Genomic DNA, 18,504 nt, shown 5'->3' on the forward strand with positions numbered 1-18,504 from the left:
TTTTTTATGGCAGATCGCCACAACCGAGATATTGAGCGCCAGCAAGCTCCACTTCCAGAGCCACTCCCAGTTCCCACCGTCGATGCACATGCACACCTTGAAATAGTTACTAATGATGCAGCTGACTCTGCTGCCGTGCGCACGATTTTAGATGAGGCTAAATCAGTAAATGTTGATCGCGTTGTTCAGGTGGGATATTCAGCAGAACAATCTCAGTGGTGTGTTGATCTGGCCAATCTCTATCCGGGAAGAGTTTTAGCAGCTGTTGCGCTACATCCGAATGAAGCTCCTGTAGTTAAAGATTTAGAACGCGATTGGGCCATCATTGAAAAACTTGCCCAAGAACCACGCGTGCGCGCTATCGGTGAGACTGGATTAGATTATTTCCGTACTCCACCAGAGCTGCAAAAGCGGCAACAAGAATCTTTTAAATGGCATATCGAATTAGCAAAGAAGACTAAGAAGGCGCTAGTAATCCACGACCGCGACTCTCACGAGGATGTTTTATCGGTGTTACTAGAAGTGGGCGCACCTGAAAAGACTGTCTTTCATTGTTTCTCAGGCGATGTGGCAATGGCGAAGATCTGTATTGAGCGCGGCTATATCCTCTCCTTTGCCGGCACGATGACATTTAAGAACGCACCGGAGCTACGAGAAGCGGTGAAGTTAGTTCCACATGATCAACTCCTTGTGGAAACAGATTCTCCTTTCTTGGCGCCAACTCCACACCGAGGAGCACTTAATACCCCGGCACAAATTGCAAATATTGTCCGGGCGATGGCGGCAGAACGTAATGATGATGTAGCTGAGCTTGCCACCGCGCTCTCGGTTAATGCAGAGCGCATATTTGGAAGCTTTGTATGAGCCTGCTTGGTGCTTCTGAGATTCGTGAGTTAGCAGCTGCCTTAAATATCAAACCTTCAAAGTCGCTGGGGCAGAACTTTGTTCATGATGGCAATGTGTGTCGAAAGATTGTGCGAACTGCTGGGCTTACATCAAGTGATATCGCACTTGAAATCGGACCAGGTCTTGGTTCACTCACGCTGGCGATGTTGGAAGAAGCGCAATCAGTAATTGCGGTGGAAATTGATGCTCGGCTAGCAGGTCAACTTCCGGCAACGGCTGCCAAACATTCTGAGCGTGCAGAACTGCTGACTGTTATTAATCAAGATGCGCTTACGCTAAAGAGCCTGCCAGTTGCACCCACAGTTTTGATTGCGAACTTGCCATATAACGTTTCAGTGCCAGTTTTCTTGCACTTACTTGAGATATTTCCTTCACTGCGAAGCGGTGTGGTGATGGTGCAGGCAGAGGTTGCAGATCGACTTGCCGCAAAACCAAATTCAAAGGAGTATGGAATTCCTAGCGTGAAGGCGGCATGGTGGGCTGATGTCACTGGCGCTGGTTCGGTATCGCGTTCCATCTTTTGGCCACAACCTAATGTTGATTCAAAGTTAGTTGCCTTTGTTCGCCGCCCAACACCAGGAGATGAAGAACTTCGCAAGAAGGTATTTACCATCATCGATTTAGCATTTGCGCAACGACGCAAAATGTTGCGCTCAGCTCTTTCCTCACTCTATGGCGGCTCTGCAGCTGCCGAATCTCACCTCACCGCTGCCGGAATAGATCCAACACTGCGCGGTGAAGCACTTGATATCAGTGCCTTCTGCGCAATTGCGAAACAAGGGTAGAGTTTTAACGTGGGAAATAATTCTGTAACCGTTCGGGTTCCGGCCAAAGTGAATCTGCAGTTATCTGTTGGACCGCGCGAATCTGATGGTTTCCACAATCTTGTCTCTGTCTTTCAAGCGATTTCAATCTTTGATGATGTCACTGTCTCAAAAAGTCATGCTGGAAGTGGCGTCACAATCTCTGTCACAGGCGAGCACACCCATGGGGTTCCAGAGGACCATTCAAATTTGGCTGTGAAAGCGGCGTTGTTGGTGGGAAGTAAGTTTGATTTCGCCGTTGATGTGCACATAGAAGTTAAGAAATCCATTCCTGTTGCCGGGGGAATGGCAGGAGGCAGCGCTGATGCGGCAGCAACTCTGATTGCGATGGATTCACTCTTTCAGTTAGAGATGTCGCGGGAAGAGCTACACGCACTGGGTTCTGAACTTGGAAGTGATGTGCCATTTATGATCTCTGGTGGAACTGCAATTGGGCAAGGTCGCGGAGATCAACTTACCGCCGCACTTTCTCGCGGTACCTATCACTGGGTATTAGCACTTTCTAGCGTTGGTTTATCTACGCCAGCTGTCTATACCGAATGCGATCGCATGCGTTCGGAGTTGGATATTGCAGCGCCACAAGTATCAGATGTATTGATGCAATCCTTATTGGCAGCAGATGCCGAAGGTGTGGGCAAAGCGCTCACAAATGATTTACAGAATGCGGCTTGCTCATTGCGCCCAGCGCTCAGTCTGGTGCTTGAAGTAGGTCGCGATTACGGCGCACTGGGAGCAATAGTTTCTGGATCAGGTCCCACCGTTGCATTCTTGGTTGCAGATGAAGATGCTGGGTTAGATTTAGCTGTGGCGCTGACGGCAAGTGGTGTTGTTGGAAGTGTGACTCGAGCACATGGTCCGGTACACGGTGCCAAAATAATTTAGTAAGTTTTTATTCAACATCTCTATCTAATTTAGAGACCAATGAACTAAGCAAATCAGCGAGCTGCTCACGATCTTTCCCGGTGAGTTCCTTGAGTAATTTACGTTCGTTACTGAGTAGCTCTTCCATCGCCGCATCTACTGCGCGGATTCCAGATTTTGTCAGAGTCACAAGCGAGCCTCGACCATCGCTGGGATCTGGTTGGCGGGTAATGAGTTGTAAATCTTCTAAGTGATCTAAACGATTTGTCATGGTGCCACTAGTAACCATCGTTTCTTGCATGAGTTGGCCTGGTGAAAGTTGGTAAGGAGCTCCAGCGCGACGAAGTGCGGCCAATACATCGAAGCCCCAATTCTCAAGTTCGCCAAATGCATCTCTGCGGGCGATATCCAGGTGTCGCGAAATTCGGGTGATGCGGCTTAATACCGAAAGGGGAGTGAGGTCCAAGTCGGGGCGTTCGTGCTTCCACGCCGCAATGAGGCGGTCGACTTCATCGCGTTGCTCCATAAGAAGTGAGTTTAGTGGTCGCGAGCACTACCGAATATAAGGGAGAATATAGGTTCCGCCATTGTGTAGTGGCTAGCACATGGGCCTTTGAAGCCCAGGGTCCAGGATCGATACCTGGTGGCGGAGCAAGTAGACTTACCGCATGAACCTAGAAACCGTAGTGATTCTCGCTGCGGGAGAAGGAACGCGTATGAAGTCCGCTACGCCTAAAGTTCTTCATTCTATTTCTGGTCGCACACTCGTTGGTCACGTATTGCACGCAGTTAGTGGCCTGTCGGCTAAGCAAGTTCGTGTCGTTGTTGGTGCGGGCCGGGAAAAAGTAGAAGCACACATCGCAGAGATTGCTCCACATGCAGTAACTGTCTTTCAAGAAAAACGTGGCGGCACCGGCCATGCAACACAATTAGCACTCGTTGGCTTAAAGCCAACTGGCACGATTTTGATTCTCGCTGGGGATACGCCGTTGCTGACAAGCACTTCTCTTACGCACTTACTTGAGCATCATCATGCAGGTGGATTTACCGCCTCTGTTATGACTGCGCTACACCCAGATCCAACAGGTTATGGCCGAATCATTCGGGCCGATGATGACTCCTTGGCTCGCATCGTGGAAGAACGCGATGCCGATGAGAGCGAAAAAGAAATCATTGAAGTTAATTCTGGTGTCTATGCCTTCGATGCCGCAAAGCTAGCGGGCGCAATCGGAAAACTTAAAACAGAGAATTCTCAGGGCGAGCTCTATCTGACCGACGTCATTGAAATTCTGCGCAATGAAGGCGGCACGATTGCACCAGTTCTGATTGATGACTTTTTTGAGATTCTCGGTGTTAACGACCGAGTGCAGCTAGCTGAATCTGCTGCGCTCTTGCGCGATCGCATCAACGAAGATCTCATGCGTGAAGGCGTCACTATCGTTGATCCATTAAGCACGTGGGTGGATTCCACAGCCAAGATTGAAAGAGATGTCATCCTCATGCCTGGCACTGCAATTACTGGCACAACAACGGTGGCAAGCGGGGCCGTGGTTGGCCCACGTTCCACTCTTCACAATTGCACAGTGGGTGAAAGCGCCCGCGTACTTGAATCTCATTGCACGGAAGCGATTATCGGTGCATCAGTAAATGTCGGGCCATTTACATTCTTGCGCGCTGGAACCAAATTACTTACCGGTTCTAAAGCTGGCGCATTTGTTGAGATGAAGAATGCAACTCTGGGTGAGGGCTCTAAAGTCCCTCACCTTTCTTATGTCGGAGATGCTGTTATTGGCGAGGGCAGCAATATCGGTGCGGCCACGATTTTTGTGAACTATGACGGCGTGGAAAAGCATTACACCGTGGTGGGCGACCACGTTCGGATCGGGAGTGATTCGATGTTAGTTGCGCCCGTGACAATCGGAGATGGCGCATATACCGCCGCCGGCTCTGTCATTACTGAAGATGTCCCTCCCGGCGCGATTGGCGTTGGCAGAGCAAAGCAGAGAAATGTAATAGGTTGGGTACTGCGTAAGCGCCCCGGTACAAAATCTGCTGAGGCGGCATCGCGCCACAGTAGCGACGAGCAGAAAGGCTAACTTCCTTGAGCGAAATCCGATTGTCCTCAGAGAAAAAACTTCGTCTCTTTTCAGGCCGCGGATTCCCAGAATTATCAGAGCAAGTTGCGCAAGAGTTAGGCATTCCACTCACACCGACTTCTGCTTATGACTTTGCCAATGGTGAAATTTTTGTTCGCTTTGAAGAATCAGTTCGCGGCTGCGATGCATTTGTGATTCAGTCACACTCGACCCCAATCAATAAACAAATCATGGAACAACTCATCATGATTGATGCTCTCAAGCGCGCCTCAGCAAAGCGCATCACCGTAGTCGCACCTTTTTATGCATATGCTCGTCAGGATAAGAAGAGCAGAGGTCGCGAACCGATAACCGCGCGCCTCATGGCTGATCTATTTAAGACTGCTGGCGCCGACCGCCTTATGGTTGTCGATCTTCATACTTCACAAATTCAAGGATTCTTCGACGGTCCAGTAGATCACCTCTTTGCACTACCAATGCTGGCAAATTATGTCGGTAGCAAAGTTGACCGCTCCATGCTCACCATCGTTTCACCAGACTCAGGTCGTGTTCGCGTTGCAGAACGTTGGTCAGAACTTCTCGGTGGCTGCCCCATCGCGTTTATTCATAAGACACGCGACCCACTTGTTCCTAATGAGGCAGTTGTTGGAAAAGTTGTTGGAGATGTTACGGGGCGCACTTGTGTCGTTATCGATGACATGATTGATACCGCCGGAACAATTACTAAGGCAGTTGACGCGCTCTTTGAAGGTGGCGCAAAAGATGTCATCGTGGCAGCAACACATGCAGTCTTTTCCGGCCCAGCAGTTGATCGGCTTAAGGAATCACGAGCAGTCGAGATAGTCGTGACAGACTCACTTCCGCTCTCTGAGGACCAGAAATTCGACAAGCTCACAATTCTCTCCATCGCCCCCCTCTTGGCTCGCGCAATCCGCGAAGTCTTCGAAGATGGCTCAGTAACCAGCCTTTTTGACGGACATAGCTAACTCACGCTAGCCTTCACCTTGTTCCGGCGAGGGTGAAATTTATCCGTGATCGACGGCGTAGGCATCAACTCCTGCTGGAACTTCGCAACATAAAGAAGTATCTATTAGAGGAGCTTTAACATGGCAGAAGTATCAATCAAGGGAACTACACGTACTGAATTCGGCAAGGGCGCATCACGTCGCGCACGCGTTTCAGGTCTAGTCCCAGCTGTTATCTACGGCCATGGTGAGAAGCCAGTTCACATCACTCTTCCAGCACGCGAACTCGGTGTTGCACTCAAAGAGTCAAACGTACTTCTTAATATTGATATTGATGGAAAGACAGAGCTCACCCTGCCAAAGTCGATTGTTCGCCATCCACTCAAGCAGATCCTTGAGCACATCGATCTCGTATTGGTGCGCCGCGGTGAGAAAGTTACTGTTGCCGTTCCTGTTCACACTGAAGGTAAGCACGATCCAGACGGCATCCTTGAGACACAGCACAACTCAATTGAAATTGAAGCGGAAGCAACATCGATTCCTAAGTTCCTTGTTCTAGATATTGAAGGAATGACAGCCGGAACTTCAAAGTACGCATCCGATGTAGTACTGCCTGCGGGAACCACGTTAGTGAGCCCAGCGAACACAATTATTGTTCACTTGTCAGAGCGTTCAACAATCGTTGAAGAAGTTGCAGTTGTGGCACCTGCCGCCGATGATGCTGCTGCTGCGGCACCTGCTGCAGATGCAGAGAAGAAGGACTAATAACCTCTACGATTTCATGTTATGACGTGGTTGGTAGTGGGGCTCGGTAACCCGGGCGATGAATACGCTGCCACCCGTCACAATGTGGGTCAGATGGTTATTGACCATCTTCTTAAACGTCACAATCTAAAACTCTCATCCCATAAATCTCGTTGCGATATAGCTGCCTTTAAGTTAGGCGTTGGTATTGATTCCCACTCAATCATTTTGGCTAAGTCCAAAAGTTATATGAATGAAACTGGCGGCCCGGTTAAAGCGCTCGCAGCCTTCTATTCAGTTGAACCAGAGAAAATCATTGTTCTCCACGATGAGTTAGATATTGGATACGCAGCAATTCGCGCAAAGCTTGCGGGCGGTGATAACGGCCACAACGGTTTGAAATCTCTCACATCTTCATTCGGCACGGCAGAGTATTTCCGTATTCGACTTGGAATTGGTCGCCCCATGGGTGAACAAGATCCAGCAGATTTTGTGCTCAAGCAATTTAGTAAAGAAGAGAAGAAATCACTCGAGGAATTTATTGATCGAGGCGCGGACTGTGTTGAGTTCTTGATTGAAAAAGGACTTGATTTAACTCAAAGTAAATTCAACAGCTAATCAGCCGGTATTGCGAAGTCCCGCTGCAACACCGTTGATTGTGAGTAGCAGGGCACGGATCAAAGCTGGGTCGGCCTTCTCGCCTTGTTCGCGCACACGGTTAAGAAGTGTGACCTGCAGAAGTTGAAGTGGAGCAAGATAGGTATCGCGTACCTGCAATGTGCGAGCCAAGACCGGTTGGTCTCCCAGCAATGATGTCTTGCCGGTCAGAGTGAGAATCTCGGCAACGGTGAGTTCAAACTCTGCAGTGATTACATCTAGGAAGTGATGTAGCTCAGATGGAACAAGGGTCTGAACATAATGTTTTGCAGTAACAAGATCAGTCTTTGCCAGAGTCATCTCCACGTTGCTGATAAATGTTGAGAAGAAGTGCCATTCTGAAAGCATCTGCGCCAGCACATCTGACTTTCCGGCTTCACGAGCAGCCTTTAACCCCGAGCCCACACCAAACCAGCCAGGAACAATCTGACGAGATTGGGTCCAACCAAATACCCATGGAATAGCACGCAGTGAATCAAGACCACCGGCTGCATCAGGTCGACGCGACGGACGAGATCCAAGGAAGAGATTTCCAAGTTGTTCAACCGGAGTTGAGGCATAGAAGTAGGCGGGAAGATCTGGGTGATCAACGAGTGCACGGTAGCGAGTGAAGGAGTTGTCACTTACTAAGTTCATGCAGTCATTCCATTTTTGCAAATCTTCAGCGCTCTGTCGCGGCCCGCGATTAAGAATTGTTGCCTCAAGTGATGCGGCCAAAGTGAGTTCGACATTCTCGCGCGCGAGAGCTGGCAGTGAGTACTTATCTGAAATAACTTCACCTTGTTCGGTCATCTTGATTTGGCCATCAACTGAACCCCAAGGAAGGGCAATTAGTGCGTCATATGTCGGCCCTCCACCGCGACCGACCGAACCACCACGACCATGGAATAGACGAAGCTTCACGCCGTGCTTGACTGCAACGTCGCGCAGCATGCGCTGTGCGCGGTGAATCTCCCACTGCGATGTTGCGATTCCGGCATCTTTATTTGAATCTGAGTATCCGAGCATTACTTCCTGCACATCACCGCGAAGTGCGACCAGGGTGCGATAGGTAGGGTTAGCTAATAACTTCTCGAGAATTTCACCTGCTGCGCGCAGCTCTGCCACTGTTTCAAGAAGTGGTGCGAATCCAATCTTGGCAATCTTCTTATCAATATCAACAAGCCCAGCTTGCTTACCGAGAACAGTTGCTGCGATGAGATCATCAGCACCCTTTGTCATCGAGACGATGTAGGTTTCAATGACTTCTGGACCGAAGCGTTCAATTAAATCTTCGATTGCCACAAAGGTATTCAGTGTTTTAGCTCCAGCTGCATCTAGCTTTGAGGCATCAAGTCGCGCAGATGATGCAAGCTGAGCAATGAGAATTGGGAACTTTTCTTCATGTGAAAGTCCGGCATAGTCAGGGCCAAGCATTTGCTGCAGCACCTTGTGGTGAGCATCAGAGTGCTCGCGAATATCAAGGGTTGCATGGGTCAGACCAAAGGCAGCAACTGTGCGAATGGTGCGTTCAAGTAGGCCAGTTGCAAGAAGTTCACCGCGATGGGCAAAGAGTGAATCGCGCATGAGTGTGAGATCTGCCAGAAGTTCCGCAGTGTTCTTGTAATCGCGACCTGGTACATGTGGACCTCGCACGGCATGACGCTGGCGAGTAAATGCCAGGCGATGCACGATTGCAGTTGCCTTTAGTCGGTATGGCTCTTGCACGTTCAGGCGCAAAAATCGCTCTTCAAATTCTGGAATATTCTTTAAATCTTTTTCAACAGATGCGCTTAGTTCAGGTGTAGCACCTGCAATGCGGGTAGAAACTGAGAGCATCTGGCGCAGCTTGTTCATTGCCGCAATCGTGGTTCTAATTGCATGGCCGACCTGAAGCACCACAGCGTCTTCGGTAATTGCAGGTGTGATATTTGGGTTTCCATCACGGTCACCGCCAATCCAGGTTCCAAATGTTAAAGGTCTGGATGTCACAGGTAATTCAATTCCAATTCGCTTTAATTCGCGGGCGAAGTCGTTGAGAACTTCAGGAACTGTGGAGGTGGCAAGGTCATCGAGGTAATACAAGGCGTTCATCGCTTCATCGAGTGGCTCTGGGCGATCTAGTCGCAACTCATCTGTCTGCCAAAGTAGATCAACAGTTTCAGCTAAACGCTCATCTTGCGTAACACTTGCGGGGGTATCAAGAAGTGAAGCGATTTCACCCAATTTACTTAAGACAGAACGACGAGCAGCTTCAGTGGGGTGCGCGGTAAAAACTGGTCGCACATCTAATTCACTAATCCACTTAACGAGATCTTCGTGAGAAATTTCGTGACCTGCAACAGGATTTGCAATTGCATCTTCAATCTTGTCGATTGCGCGTGTAATCCAAGAACCGCCTTCGGCGCGAACTTCGGCTAGAACTCGCGAGCGGTGAACTTGCTCTGCCACATTTGCCAAGTTGAAGTAAGTGCTAAATGCACGTACTAACTGCACCGAATCTTCGACGGAGAGTTTTTCCAGAATTTCAACGCCGCCACCTTCGCGAACACTCTTTCGCACACTCTCGACTAGTTCAAGAAGCTCTGGGCCTTCTTGGCGAACTAAGGACTGACCTAAGAGATCTCCCAAATGACGGACATCTGCGCGAAGAGTGGCATCATCTGATGCAACCAAGCTCTTGGCTGTGTCCGTTGATTTGGTGGTCATTGGAGAATTCTCACATACATCTAGTCATCGCTAGACTGTAATTACTAGCCCCCCTTCTTTTTGAAGAGGGGCCTTGCGGCGTTTTGCCGGCAAGTCAATATCTACCGAGGAGGCTTTGATGCGCGGGTTAACTCAACTTCTGCAGCGCGATGATGAAGTGACCTCGGCTCTTGCAGATAGCGAAAAAATTATTGCTCCTACTCCAACCTACCCATTTCTCTTGGCGATCAGAGCAGCCAGCAAGCCGCTCCTGGTCATCACCAGTTCTAGTAAGGCCGCCGAAGATCTTGCCGATGAATTGAAATCATTACACCCAGAAGTATTTGAGTTTCCAGCTTGGGAGACCTTGCCGCACGAAAGACTGAGCCCTCGTAGTGACACTGTCGCCAAACGACTAGCAACGCTCTATGCGCTAAAGACTCCGACAGGCAATCCCATTGTGGTCGCACCTATTCGAGCAGTGATTCACAGATTTATTGCAGACCTTGCACACAATCCAATGTGGACTCTTGAAATCGGGCAAGAGATAGCACTGACTGAGTTAGCAACGCACCTGACTGCACTGTCATTTACTCGTACCGATCTTGTGGAAAAACGAGGCGAGTTTGCGGTGCGAGGCGGGATCGTCGATATCTTTTTGCCGCTTGCCGCACATCCGGTGCGAATCGATTTCTTCGGAGATGAAATTGAAGAGTTGTCATATTTCGATGTTTCAGATCAGAGAACCACATCGCCAGTAGTGGGCAAACTTTCAATCTTGCCGTGTCGTGAACTCTTACTCACTGATGCGATTCGAGAACGTGCCGAATCTTTAAAGCAGCAATACCCATCGGCGATTGAAATTCTCGATAAAATTACTGAGGGCATAATTGTTGATGGAATGGAATCTCTGATTCCACTACTGACTGATGACTTTGAAACAATTTTGGATCGATTACCTGAAAGCACGGAAGTCTTTTTCTTAGATCAAGAACGAATAAAGTCTCGAACAGCTGATCTGATTGAAACAAATGCTGAATTCTTAGCTGCCTCGTGGTCAAGTGCTGCCATAGGTGGCAACGCGCCATTACCTGTGGAGAAAGTAACTTTCTTAGATTGGTCGGGACTTGAGCAAGAAATGAGCCGACTATCGATCCCGGTCCGCTCACTAAATTCTTTTGGTAGCGATCTTGATTCCAGTGCAGAGTTCTTAGATTTTTCTTCGATTGATCCGATGCGCGGAAATGTGGAATCTCTCTGTGAATTACTGCGCACTGCTCTAGAAGCTCACGAGAGCGTGATTTTCTCAACTCCCGGCCACGGTATGGCAGAGCGGTATGCCGGAATCTTTCGCGATGCTGACCTACCGGTGCAGATGACTGCCGAGCTTTCAGCGCAGCCAACGAAAGGCGCAATTCATATAACTCAATCTGTCATGGGTTATGGATTCGCAAGTAGCCATACCGGAGTTTTATTCGTGACAGAACGTGACTTATCGGGAAGTAAGACAAATACTAAAGATAGCGCGCGTATGCCTTCTAAACGCAAGCAGGCAATTGATCCGCTTGAACTACGAACCGGTGATTTTGTTGTGCACGAACAACACGGAATTGGTAGATATATCGAGCTAGTGCAACGCACCGTGGCAGATGTGACGCGCGAATATTTGGTTATTGAGTATGCCTCAGCAAAGCGTGGTCAACCAGGTGATCGAATATTTGTTCCCACAGATACTTTGGAGCAGATCAGTAAGTATGTGGGTGGGGAAACTCCCACAGTGCATCGCATTGGAAGTGGTGAATGGCTTAAGGCTAAGGGCCGTGCCCGCAAGGCGGTACGCCAGATTGCAGGGGAGTTAATTCGCTTATATGCCGCGCGCACCAGCGCACCAGGATATGCCTTCTCACCTGACACTCCATGGCAGCGAGAGTTAGAAGATGCTTTTTCTTATATTGAAACACCGGATCAACTTTCCACGATAGAAGATGTTAAACGAGATATGGAACGCCCATATCCGATGGATCGAATTATTTGTGGTGATGTGGGCTATGGAAAGACTGAGATTGCAATCCGAGCAGCCTTCAAGGCTGTTCAAGATGGCAAGCAAGTTGCGGTGTTGGTTCCCACAACGCTCCTTGTGCAACAACATACAAAAACTTTTGCCGAACGTTATGCCGGTTTTCCGATAAAAGTCGCTGGGCTCTCGCGCTTTAACACAGCAAAAGAGAGCAAAGAGATTTTGGCTGACTTAGCGCAAGGGTCGGTAGATGTTGTAGTGGGCACACACCGCATCCTTTCAAACGATGTGCAATTTAAAGATCTTGGCCTTGTGATTGTCGATGAAGAACAACGTTTTGGAGTTGAGCAGAAAGAGTCCTTGAAGAAGATGCGCACCACTGTTGATGTGCTTTCCATGTCTGCCACCCCTATACCGCGCACGCTAGAGATGGCTGTTACCGGAATCCGTGAGATGTCCACCATCACTACTCCACCAGAAGAGCGCCATCCCATCCTTACTTATGTGGGACCAGCTGAAGATGCGCAGATAAAGGCTGCGATTCACCGCGAGCTCTTGCGCGATGGACAAATCTTTTTCATCCATAACAGAGTTGAATCTATAGACCGAGCGGCATCAAAGTTACAAGAGTTAGTACCAGAGGCCCGTATAAGAATTGCCCATGGCCAGATGAGTGAAGGCCAACTCGAAGATGTCATTCTCGCCTTCTGGAATCGTGATTTCGATATCTTGGTCTGCACCACCATTGTTGAGAGCGGACTCGATATAGCCAATGCAAATACTTTGATTGTGGAACGCTCTGAAAACTTCGGACTCTCCCAGTTGCACCAACTACGTGGTCGAGTGGGTCGCGGGCGAGAGCGCGCATATGCCTACTTCCTCTATCCACCAGATCAGCCACTTTCAGAAATTGCACTAGACCGATTGAAAACAATTGCAACGAACACGGATTTAGGTTCTGGAATGCGAGTGGCACTGAAAGACCTAGAGATACGTGGTGCTGGCAATCTGCTCGGCGGAGAGCAGTCAGGACATATTGCAGATGTCGGTTTTGATTTATACATGCGCATGGTGGGTGAAGCGGTCAACGAATATAAGACTGGTTTTATTGAAACCGAAGAGAAGAACCACGAATGCAAAGTTGAACTGCCAGTCAATGCCCACCTATCTGAAAGCTATGTTCCAGGTGAAAGGCTAAGACTTGATCTCTACCGGCGATTAGCTGATGTGCGAAACGATGCCGAAGTTAAATCGATTCAGGAGGAACTAGTTGATCGATTCGGGGAGCCACCTCACGAGGCGCTCTCCTTACTTCGAGTTGCGCAACTACGAGCATTTGCAAAATCTCTTGGCGTGCGAGAGGTTGTGGCAGCCGGCAAGTACTTGCGCATTTCGCCACTGAATCTGCCGGAATCAAAACAACTCAGACTGAACCGACTTTTTCCGGGCTCGCTCTATAAATCGGCATCCAATACCGTGATGATTGCCATTCCGCGCGCTGCCGCATGGACACCGACGGCGCAAGGCTCGGCAGTCATAGGGGATACTTCTCTCCTGGAGTGGGCTGCAAAATCCCTCGATGATGTAACGAAAGAGAGCACCTCGTGAAGAAGTTCCTTACTGTGATTGCTGTTCTGTCAGCACTTGCTCTGACCGGATGCGCAAAGGCAGATACCGCTGCATCAATTGGCGATATCACCATCACGCAGGCACAGGCGCAATCAAAGATTGATGAACTCTTAGCAGAGCGAGCAAAGATTGATACAGCAGGTACCCAATTTGAAACCGGGAACGCGCTTAACCGAAGCCAACTTCGCTTTACAATTATTACAACAGTGTTTGATGAAATTGCGAAAGAGTTAAAACTCTCCGTTTCGGCGACAGAACTTGAGAACTCCCGCCAAGGCATTTATAGCCAAATTGGTGGAGAGGCAGAACTTTCCAAGAGTTTAGTTGCCGCGCAGATTGCGCCATCGAATTTCGACCGCTATCTACGCGCCACCATCATCTCAAATAAATTATCTGGTGCTCTTGCAATGGGTGGAGTTGCCGAAGCAGAGGTTCAGGCAAGGATCAGTGAGCTACTTCAGAAAAAGGCTGAGCAACTTAACGTCACAGTCAATCCTCGTTATGGCGTATGGGATGACGCCTCAGGTGATTTGATTCCTGGAGATTCTGCTGGATCAGCAGTAGTTCCATCAAATAAGTAACGCTCATGTCACAGTCAGAACTTCAACGCCTAGTTGAGGTGATGGACCGCCTTCGTTCACCAGGAGGCTGCTCTTGGGATGCGGAACAAACTCATGAATCGCTCATCAAGTATCTGCTGGAAGAGTCTTATGAGTTCATCGACGCCATTGAGACCGATGATCGTGCCGGGATGCGGGAAGAACTTGGCGATATATTGCTTCAGGTTTACTTCCATTCTCGCATCGCCCAAGATCATCCAACAGATCCCTTCTCCATCGAGGATGTAGCAAGAGCTATTGCAGATAAATTAATCAGTCGCCACCCGCATGTCTTTGAAAACCTTAAAGTTAGCGGCACGCAAGAGATTATTGAAAACTGGGAAGCAATTAAAGCCAGAGAGAAGGGGCGCACCTCTGCCATTGATGGCATTGCGATGTCTCAGCCCGCACTGCCACTAGTTTCTAAGATTTTCTATCGTGCCGAAAAATATGGAGTTGAATTAGAGCTTGCCGGCTACACCACTGAAGAAGAGGCCAATGAAAGCGCCGTTGGCGCGGCACTTGCTTCAGTCATTGGCTGGGCACATGCCAATGGCATCGATCCTGAGAATGCCTTACGTGCGCAGGCTCGAAAGATGATTGCCGAAATTCTTGCGAAGGAGCAATCAGGCTCGCGATAGGATTACCTCCTGCCCTCAACGTCGAGCGCTCAATCGACAGATTTTCTATAACAGGAGAGACCACATGGCAATTATCGAAGCAATCGGCGCTCGCGAAATTCTAGATTCTCGCGGAAATCCAACAGTTGAGGTTGAGATTCAACTCGAAGATGGAACTCAAGCACGAGCTGCAGTACCAAGTGGTGCATCTACCGGAGCATTTGAAGCAGCAGAGCTACGAGATGGCGATAAGAAGCGCTATCTGGGTAAAGGTGTTCTGAAGGCGATTGACTTTGTTAACAATGAAATCGCACCAGAAATCGAAGGCTATGACTCACAAGATCAGCGCCTGATTGATTCAGAGATGATCGCACTCGATGGCACTCCCAATAAGTCACGCTTGGGTGCGAATGCAATTCTTGGAGTTTCACTTGCTGTTGCAAAGGCTTCAGCTGAATCTTCACACCTCTCACTCTTTCGCTACGTGGGCGGACCAAATGCCCATGTGCTGCCAGTACCAATGATGAATATCCTCAATGGCGGAGCACACGCAGATACCAACGTTGATATTCAAGAATTTATGATTGCTCCCATTGGCGCCGAGACATTCCGCGAATCACTTCGCTGGGGTGCTGAGATTTATCACGCACTAAAAGCAGTACTTAAAAAGCGTGGACTTGCCACATCTGTTGGCGATGAAGGTGGATTTGCGCCTAACCTTGATAGCAATCGCGCCGCACTTGATCTCATCCTTGAAGCAATTACCGCAGCAGGCTTTAAGCCAGGCAAAGAGATAGCTCTCGCTATGGATGTGGCTGCAACTGAGTTCCACGAGAACGGTAAGTACAAGTTCGAAGGCTCACTTCGCACCTCTGATGAAATGATTGCTTACTACGCAGAGCTTGTGAGCGCCTACCCAATCGTTTCTATTGAAGATCCACTGGATGAAGAAGATTGGGCAGGTTGGAAGTCAATGACCTCTTCCCTTGGCGCAAAGATTCAGATTGTGGGAGATGACCTATTTGTTACCAACCCTGTGCGTCTGGCCAAGGGAATTGATACCGATACCGCTAACGCCCTGCTAGTTAAGGTAAATCAGATTGGAACTCTTACTGAAACTTTGGATGCGGTAGATCTGGCACATCGCGCTAACTACCGCAGCATGATGTCTCACCGCTCAGGTGAAACTGAAGACACAACAATTGCTGATTTGGCTGTTGCCACAAACTGCGGACAAATCAAGACTGGCGCACCTTCTCGCACAGAGCGCGTTGCTAAATACAACCAACTTCTTCGCATCGAAGAGGAACTATCTGATGGCGCGGTCTATGCAGGACGCCAAGCATTCCCACGCTTTAAAGGCTAATAGCAAAAGATGGCGCTCAAATCTAGTTCTGGAAAGCGAAAGAAAAGTTACCGTTCGCGGAATCTTAATTTCAATCGCCGCCAGGGATCTGGACGCTTGCTTGCTGTCACGGCAATCTTTTTTATGTTAGCCCTTTTCCTTGCACCTCCAATAAAGAATTACTTCGTTCAGCGCGCACAAATTAACGCTCTTGAATCACAGCTGAAGAGTGATAACTCAGCACTTGATGCAGCACGCAAAGAATTACTGCTCTGGCAAGATCCTGAATATATCAAGTCTCAAGCGCGTGAACGGCTGCACTTCGTGCTGCCAGGTGAGCGGCAATACATTGTTACCGGAACAGATGGCGAGAACTCTGACCAGCCTGCCCAGACCGATGTTGTGAGCAATCTTCCCGAAGGACAACCTTGGTATACCCGGATGATTGCCTCAATTACCGAAGCAGGTAAAGGGTGAGCGCTGACAATCGCAAACCAACGGATGCAGATCTGGCTGTTATTGAAAATCAATTGGGGCGCACTCCCCGTGATGTACACGCTATTGCTTATCGCTGCCCCTGTGGAAAACCCGCTGTGGTTGAAACACCTCCACGTCTGAGTAACGGTGAACCGTTTCCTACTTTCTACTACGCAACCTGCCCGCGTCTTACCGCAGCGATTTCAACTCTTGAAACAACCGGCATGATGGGTGCAATGCAAGCACGACTTGAAACCGATGCGGTATTAGCCGGTGAATACGCAGCGGCGCACGATGATTACATTGCAGCTCGTTCTGCGCTACAGATAGATGTTCCAGAGGTAGAAAACGTATCGGCAGGTGGTATGCCCAATCGCGTCAAATGCCTGCACTCACTTATTGCTCATTCACTTTCTGCAGGACCGGGTGTAAACCCATTGGGCGATGAAGCACTTGCAGCGCTGCCCGAGTGGTGGAAGCACTTGTCATGCGAGTAGCCGCTATTGATTGCGGTACCAATTCAATTCGCTTACTGATTGCCGATATTGATGGTGCCAACTTTCGCGAAATACATCGCGAGATGGAGATTGTTCGCCTAGGCCAAGGCGTTGATAAGACCGGTCAATTTCATCCCGATGCAATCATTCGCACACTAGCTGCCGTAGATAAATTCGCAATTGAAATAGCGAAGCGTGGCGTTGAAAAGATTCGCTTCTGTGCCACAAGTGCAACGCGCGATGCAACCAATAGAGACTTGTTTATCTATGGCGTTAAAGAACGACTTGGTATCGGACCTGAAGTAATTCCAGGAGAAGTTGAAGCAGCGCTTTCCTTCCAGGGAGCCACGCGAGATTTCCCAGCCACAGACGGACCCTTTCTTGTCATTGATATTGGTGGGGGATCAACTGAGTTTGTCTTTGGCACCACAGATGTGGAATTTGCAAAGAGTATGAATATTGGTTGCGTCCGAATGACAGAGCGCCACTTCACTGGTGGAGATGCCAACCCGGGCCAAATTGCTGCAGCAATCGAAGATATCGATGAGGCAATTGCCCAAGCTGCCAAAATTGTTCCTATAACTCAATCAAAGACTTTGATCGCAGTAGCTGGCACGGCAACTACTGTTGCAGCTGCTGCTCTAGAACTGCGCACCTATGACAGATATGCAATCCACCTCTCCCGAATCTCTGCCGAGAAGGTCCATGCAACTTCAAAGATGTTTCTTTCGAGCAAGCGAGAAGATCGCGAGGCACTTGGATATATGCACCCGGGTCGCGTTGATGTAATCGGTGCTGGTTCACTTGTTCTCTCACGCATCATGCTCGCAACCGGCGCTACCGAATTTGTTGCATCTGAATCAGATATTCTCGATGGAATGGCTTGGTCACTTGTATAAGTCGATTGAATTACTTGATAAGGCAATTGTTAAATGCCATCAATGCCCTCGGTTAGTTGAGTGGCGCGAAGAAGTTGCAGTGGTAAAGCGTAAGTCATATGAAAACGAGACATACTGGGGAAAGCCAGTAACTGGATTTGGTTCAACAAAGCCCAAGATGCTCATCGTTGGGTTAGCACCCGGTGCCCACGGTGCCAACCGCACGGGGCGAATCTTCACCGGTGACTCTTCTGGTGATTGGCTCTACGGGTCATTACACCGAATCGGTATTGCAAAGATTGCAACATCTACTTCGCGCGATGATGGACAGGTACTCACAGAAACTCGAATCTCGATGGCTGTGCGTTGCGCTCCGCCAGGTAATAAACCCACCACTGAAGAGCGCGACACATGTGCACCCTATTTTGAAAACGAACTTCAACTGATTGCTCCCACAGTGAGATCTTTTGTCGCACTCGGCAACTTTGGCTGGCAGGTATTAATCAAGTCGCTAAAGGCGCAAGGACATAAAATCCCAGCAACAAAGTTTGGACATGGATCTACGATTAAATATTCACACAACAAGATTGACTACTTAATCATTGGTAGTTATCACCCAAGCCAACAGAACACTTTCACAGGCAAACTCACCAAGCCAATGCTCGATTCAGTGTTGAAGAAAGCAGCTAAGTTCGCGGGTATTAAGTAACTTTTCGCATAGT

The 18,504-nt window shown here is 49.0% G+C and carries 17 protein-coding genes and 1 tRNA gene; 16 read left to right on the forward strand and 2 right to left on the reverse strand.

The genetic code is table 11. The features are described from left to right. Window positions 1-6 precede the first annotated feature (6 nt). Genes A1sIA79_RS00545 through A1sIA79_RS00555 form a run of 3 tightly spaced genes read left to right on the forward strand, consistent with a single transcriptional unit; the run spans window position 7 to window position 2,612 of the window. The gene (locus A1sIA79_RS00545; RefSeq protein ID WP_095674311.1) at window positions 7-864 is read left to right on the forward strand and encodes a TatD family hydrolase; all 858 of its coding nucleotides are present in this window, start codon (window positions 7-9) and stop codon (window positions 862-864) included. Next, a complete protein-coding gene (gene rsmA / locus A1sIA79_RS00550) occupies window positions 861-1,691 on the forward strand; it encodes a 16S rRNA (adenine(1518)-N(6)/adenine(1519)-N(6))-dimethyltransferase RsmA (protein ID WP_095674312.1) in 831 nt (276 codons plus the stop codon). Before A1sIA79_RS00545 ends, rsmA begins: the two co-directional genes overlap by 4 nt. 9 nt (window positions 1,692-1,700) lie before the next feature. Then, on the forward strand, window positions 1,701-2,612 hold the full coding sequence (locus A1sIA79_RS00555; RefSeq protein WP_095674313.1) for a 4-(cytidine 5'-diphospho)-2-C-methyl-D-erythritol kinase: 912 nt from the start codon (window positions 1,701-1,703) through the stop codon (window positions 2,610-2,612). A 7-nt stretch (window positions 2,613-2,619) separates the two neighbouring features. On the opposite strand, the gene A1sIA79_RS00560 is transcribed toward A1sIA79_RS00555, so the two are convergent. Next, complete coding sequence (locus A1sIA79_RS00560; RefSeq protein ID WP_095674314.1) at window positions 2,620-3,117, reverse strand: MarR family winged helix-turn-helix transcriptional regulator; 498 nt, start codon at window positions 3,115-3,117, stop codon at window positions 2,620-2,622. Between the two features lie 54 nt (window positions 3,118-3,171). On the opposite strand from A1sIA79_RS00560, the gene A1sIA79_RS00565 reads away from it, so the two are divergent. The 5 genes from A1sIA79_RS00565 (at window position 3,172) to pth (ending at window position 7,014) form a co-directional block, all read left to right on the forward strand. Further along, a tRNA-Gln gene (locus A1sIA79_RS00565) sits at window positions 3,172-3,243 on the forward strand. 16 nt (window positions 3,244-3,259) lie between these two features. Further along, window positions 3,260-4,687 carry a bifunctional UDP-N-acetylglucosamine diphosphorylase/glucosamine-1-phosphate N-acetyltransferase GlmU gene (gene glmU / locus A1sIA79_RS00570; protein WP_095674315.1) on the forward strand — a complete coding sequence of 476 codons (1,428 nt, stop codon included), beginning with the start codon at window positions 3,260-3,262 and terminating at the stop codon, window positions 4,685-4,687. Between the two features lie 5 nt (window positions 4,688-4,692). Continuing rightward, window positions 4,693-5,673, forward strand: coding sequence for a ribose-phosphate diphosphokinase (locus tag A1sIA79_RS00575; protein ID WP_095674316.1), 981 nt, complete (start codon window positions 4,693-4,695; stop codon window positions 5,671-5,673). 120 nt (window positions 5,674-5,793) lie between these two features. Then, window positions 5,794-6,417, forward strand: coding sequence for a 50S ribosomal protein L25/general stress protein Ctc (locus A1sIA79_RS00580; protein ID WP_095674317.1), 624 nt, complete (start codon window positions 5,794-5,796; stop codon window positions 6,415-6,417). Window positions 6,418-6,438: 21 nt separating this feature from the next. Further along, window positions 6,439-7,014, forward strand: coding sequence for an aminoacyl-tRNA hydrolase (gene pth / locus A1sIA79_RS00585; protein WP_095674318.1), 576 nt, complete (start codon window positions 6,439-6,441; stop codon window positions 7,012-7,014). Here the strand turns inward: pth and ppc are convergent, their stop codons facing one another. Further along, a complete protein-coding gene (gene ppc, locus A1sIA79_RS00590; protein WP_095674319.1) occupies window positions 7,015-9,741 on the reverse strand; it encodes a phosphoenolpyruvate carboxylase in 2,727 nt (908 codons plus the stop codon). A 118-nt stretch (window positions 9,742-9,859) separates the two neighbouring features. Between ppc and mfd the strand changes: the two genes are divergently transcribed. From mfd to A1sIA79_RS00630, 8 genes are all read left to right on the forward strand, one after another. Further along, window positions 9,860-13,345, forward strand: a complete 3,486-nt coding sequence (mfd, locus tag A1sIA79_RS00595; RefSeq protein WP_095674320.1) for a transcription-repair coupling factor — start codon at window positions 9,860-9,862, stop codon at window positions 13,343-13,345. Beyond that, window positions 13,342-13,947, forward strand: a complete 606-nt coding sequence (locus A1sIA79_RS00600) for a SurA N-terminal domain-containing protein (RefSeq protein WP_095674321.1) — start codon at window positions 13,342-13,344, stop codon at window positions 13,945-13,947. The genes mfd and A1sIA79_RS00600 overlap by 4 nt, the downstream gene beginning before the upstream one ends. A gap of 5 nt (window positions 13,948-13,952) precedes the next feature. Then, a complete protein-coding gene (locus A1sIA79_RS00605; RefSeq protein WP_095674322.1) occupies window positions 13,953-14,606 on the forward strand; it encodes a nucleoside triphosphate pyrophosphohydrolase in 654 nt (217 codons plus the stop codon). Window positions 14,607-14,670: 64 nt separating this feature from the next. Further along, window positions 14,671-15,951, forward strand: a complete 1,281-nt coding sequence (gene eno, locus A1sIA79_RS00610; RefSeq protein ID WP_095674323.1) for a phosphopyruvate hydratase — start codon at window positions 14,671-14,673, stop codon at window positions 15,949-15,951. 9 nt (window positions 15,952-15,960) lie between these two features. After that, window positions 15,961-16,407, forward strand: coding sequence for an FtsB family cell division protein (locus tag A1sIA79_RS00615; protein ID WP_095674324.1), 447 nt, complete (start codon window positions 15,961-15,963; stop codon window positions 16,405-16,407). Next, window positions 16,404-16,904 carry a DUF501 domain-containing protein gene (locus A1sIA79_RS00620; RefSeq protein WP_095674325.1) on the forward strand — a complete coding sequence of 167 codons (501 nt, stop codon included), beginning with the start codon at window positions 16,404-16,406 and terminating at the stop codon, window positions 16,902-16,904. Before A1sIA79_RS00615 ends, A1sIA79_RS00620 begins: the two co-directional genes overlap by 4 nt. Then, window positions 16,895-17,803: a Ppx/GppA phosphatase family protein gene (locus A1sIA79_RS00625; protein WP_095674326.1), complete on the forward strand. Its 909-nt coding sequence runs from the start codon at window positions 16,895-16,897 to the stop codon at window positions 17,801-17,803. Before A1sIA79_RS00620 ends, A1sIA79_RS00625 begins: the two co-directional genes overlap by 10 nt. After that, window positions 17,778-18,491 (forward strand): uracil-DNA glycosylase, encoded by a 714-nt coding sequence (locus tag A1sIA79_RS00630; RefSeq protein ID WP_095674327.1) that lies wholly within the window; start codon window positions 17,778-17,780, stop codon window positions 18,489-18,491. The genes A1sIA79_RS00625 and A1sIA79_RS00630 overlap by 26 nt, the downstream gene beginning before the upstream one ends. Window positions 18,492-18,504: the final 13 nt, after the last annotated feature.

The organism is Candidatus Planktophila versatilis (genome assembly GCF_002288105.1).
Taxonomy (GTDB): domain Bacteria; phylum Actinomycetota; class Actinomycetes; order Nanopelagicales; family Nanopelagicaceae; genus Planktophila; species Planktophila versatilis.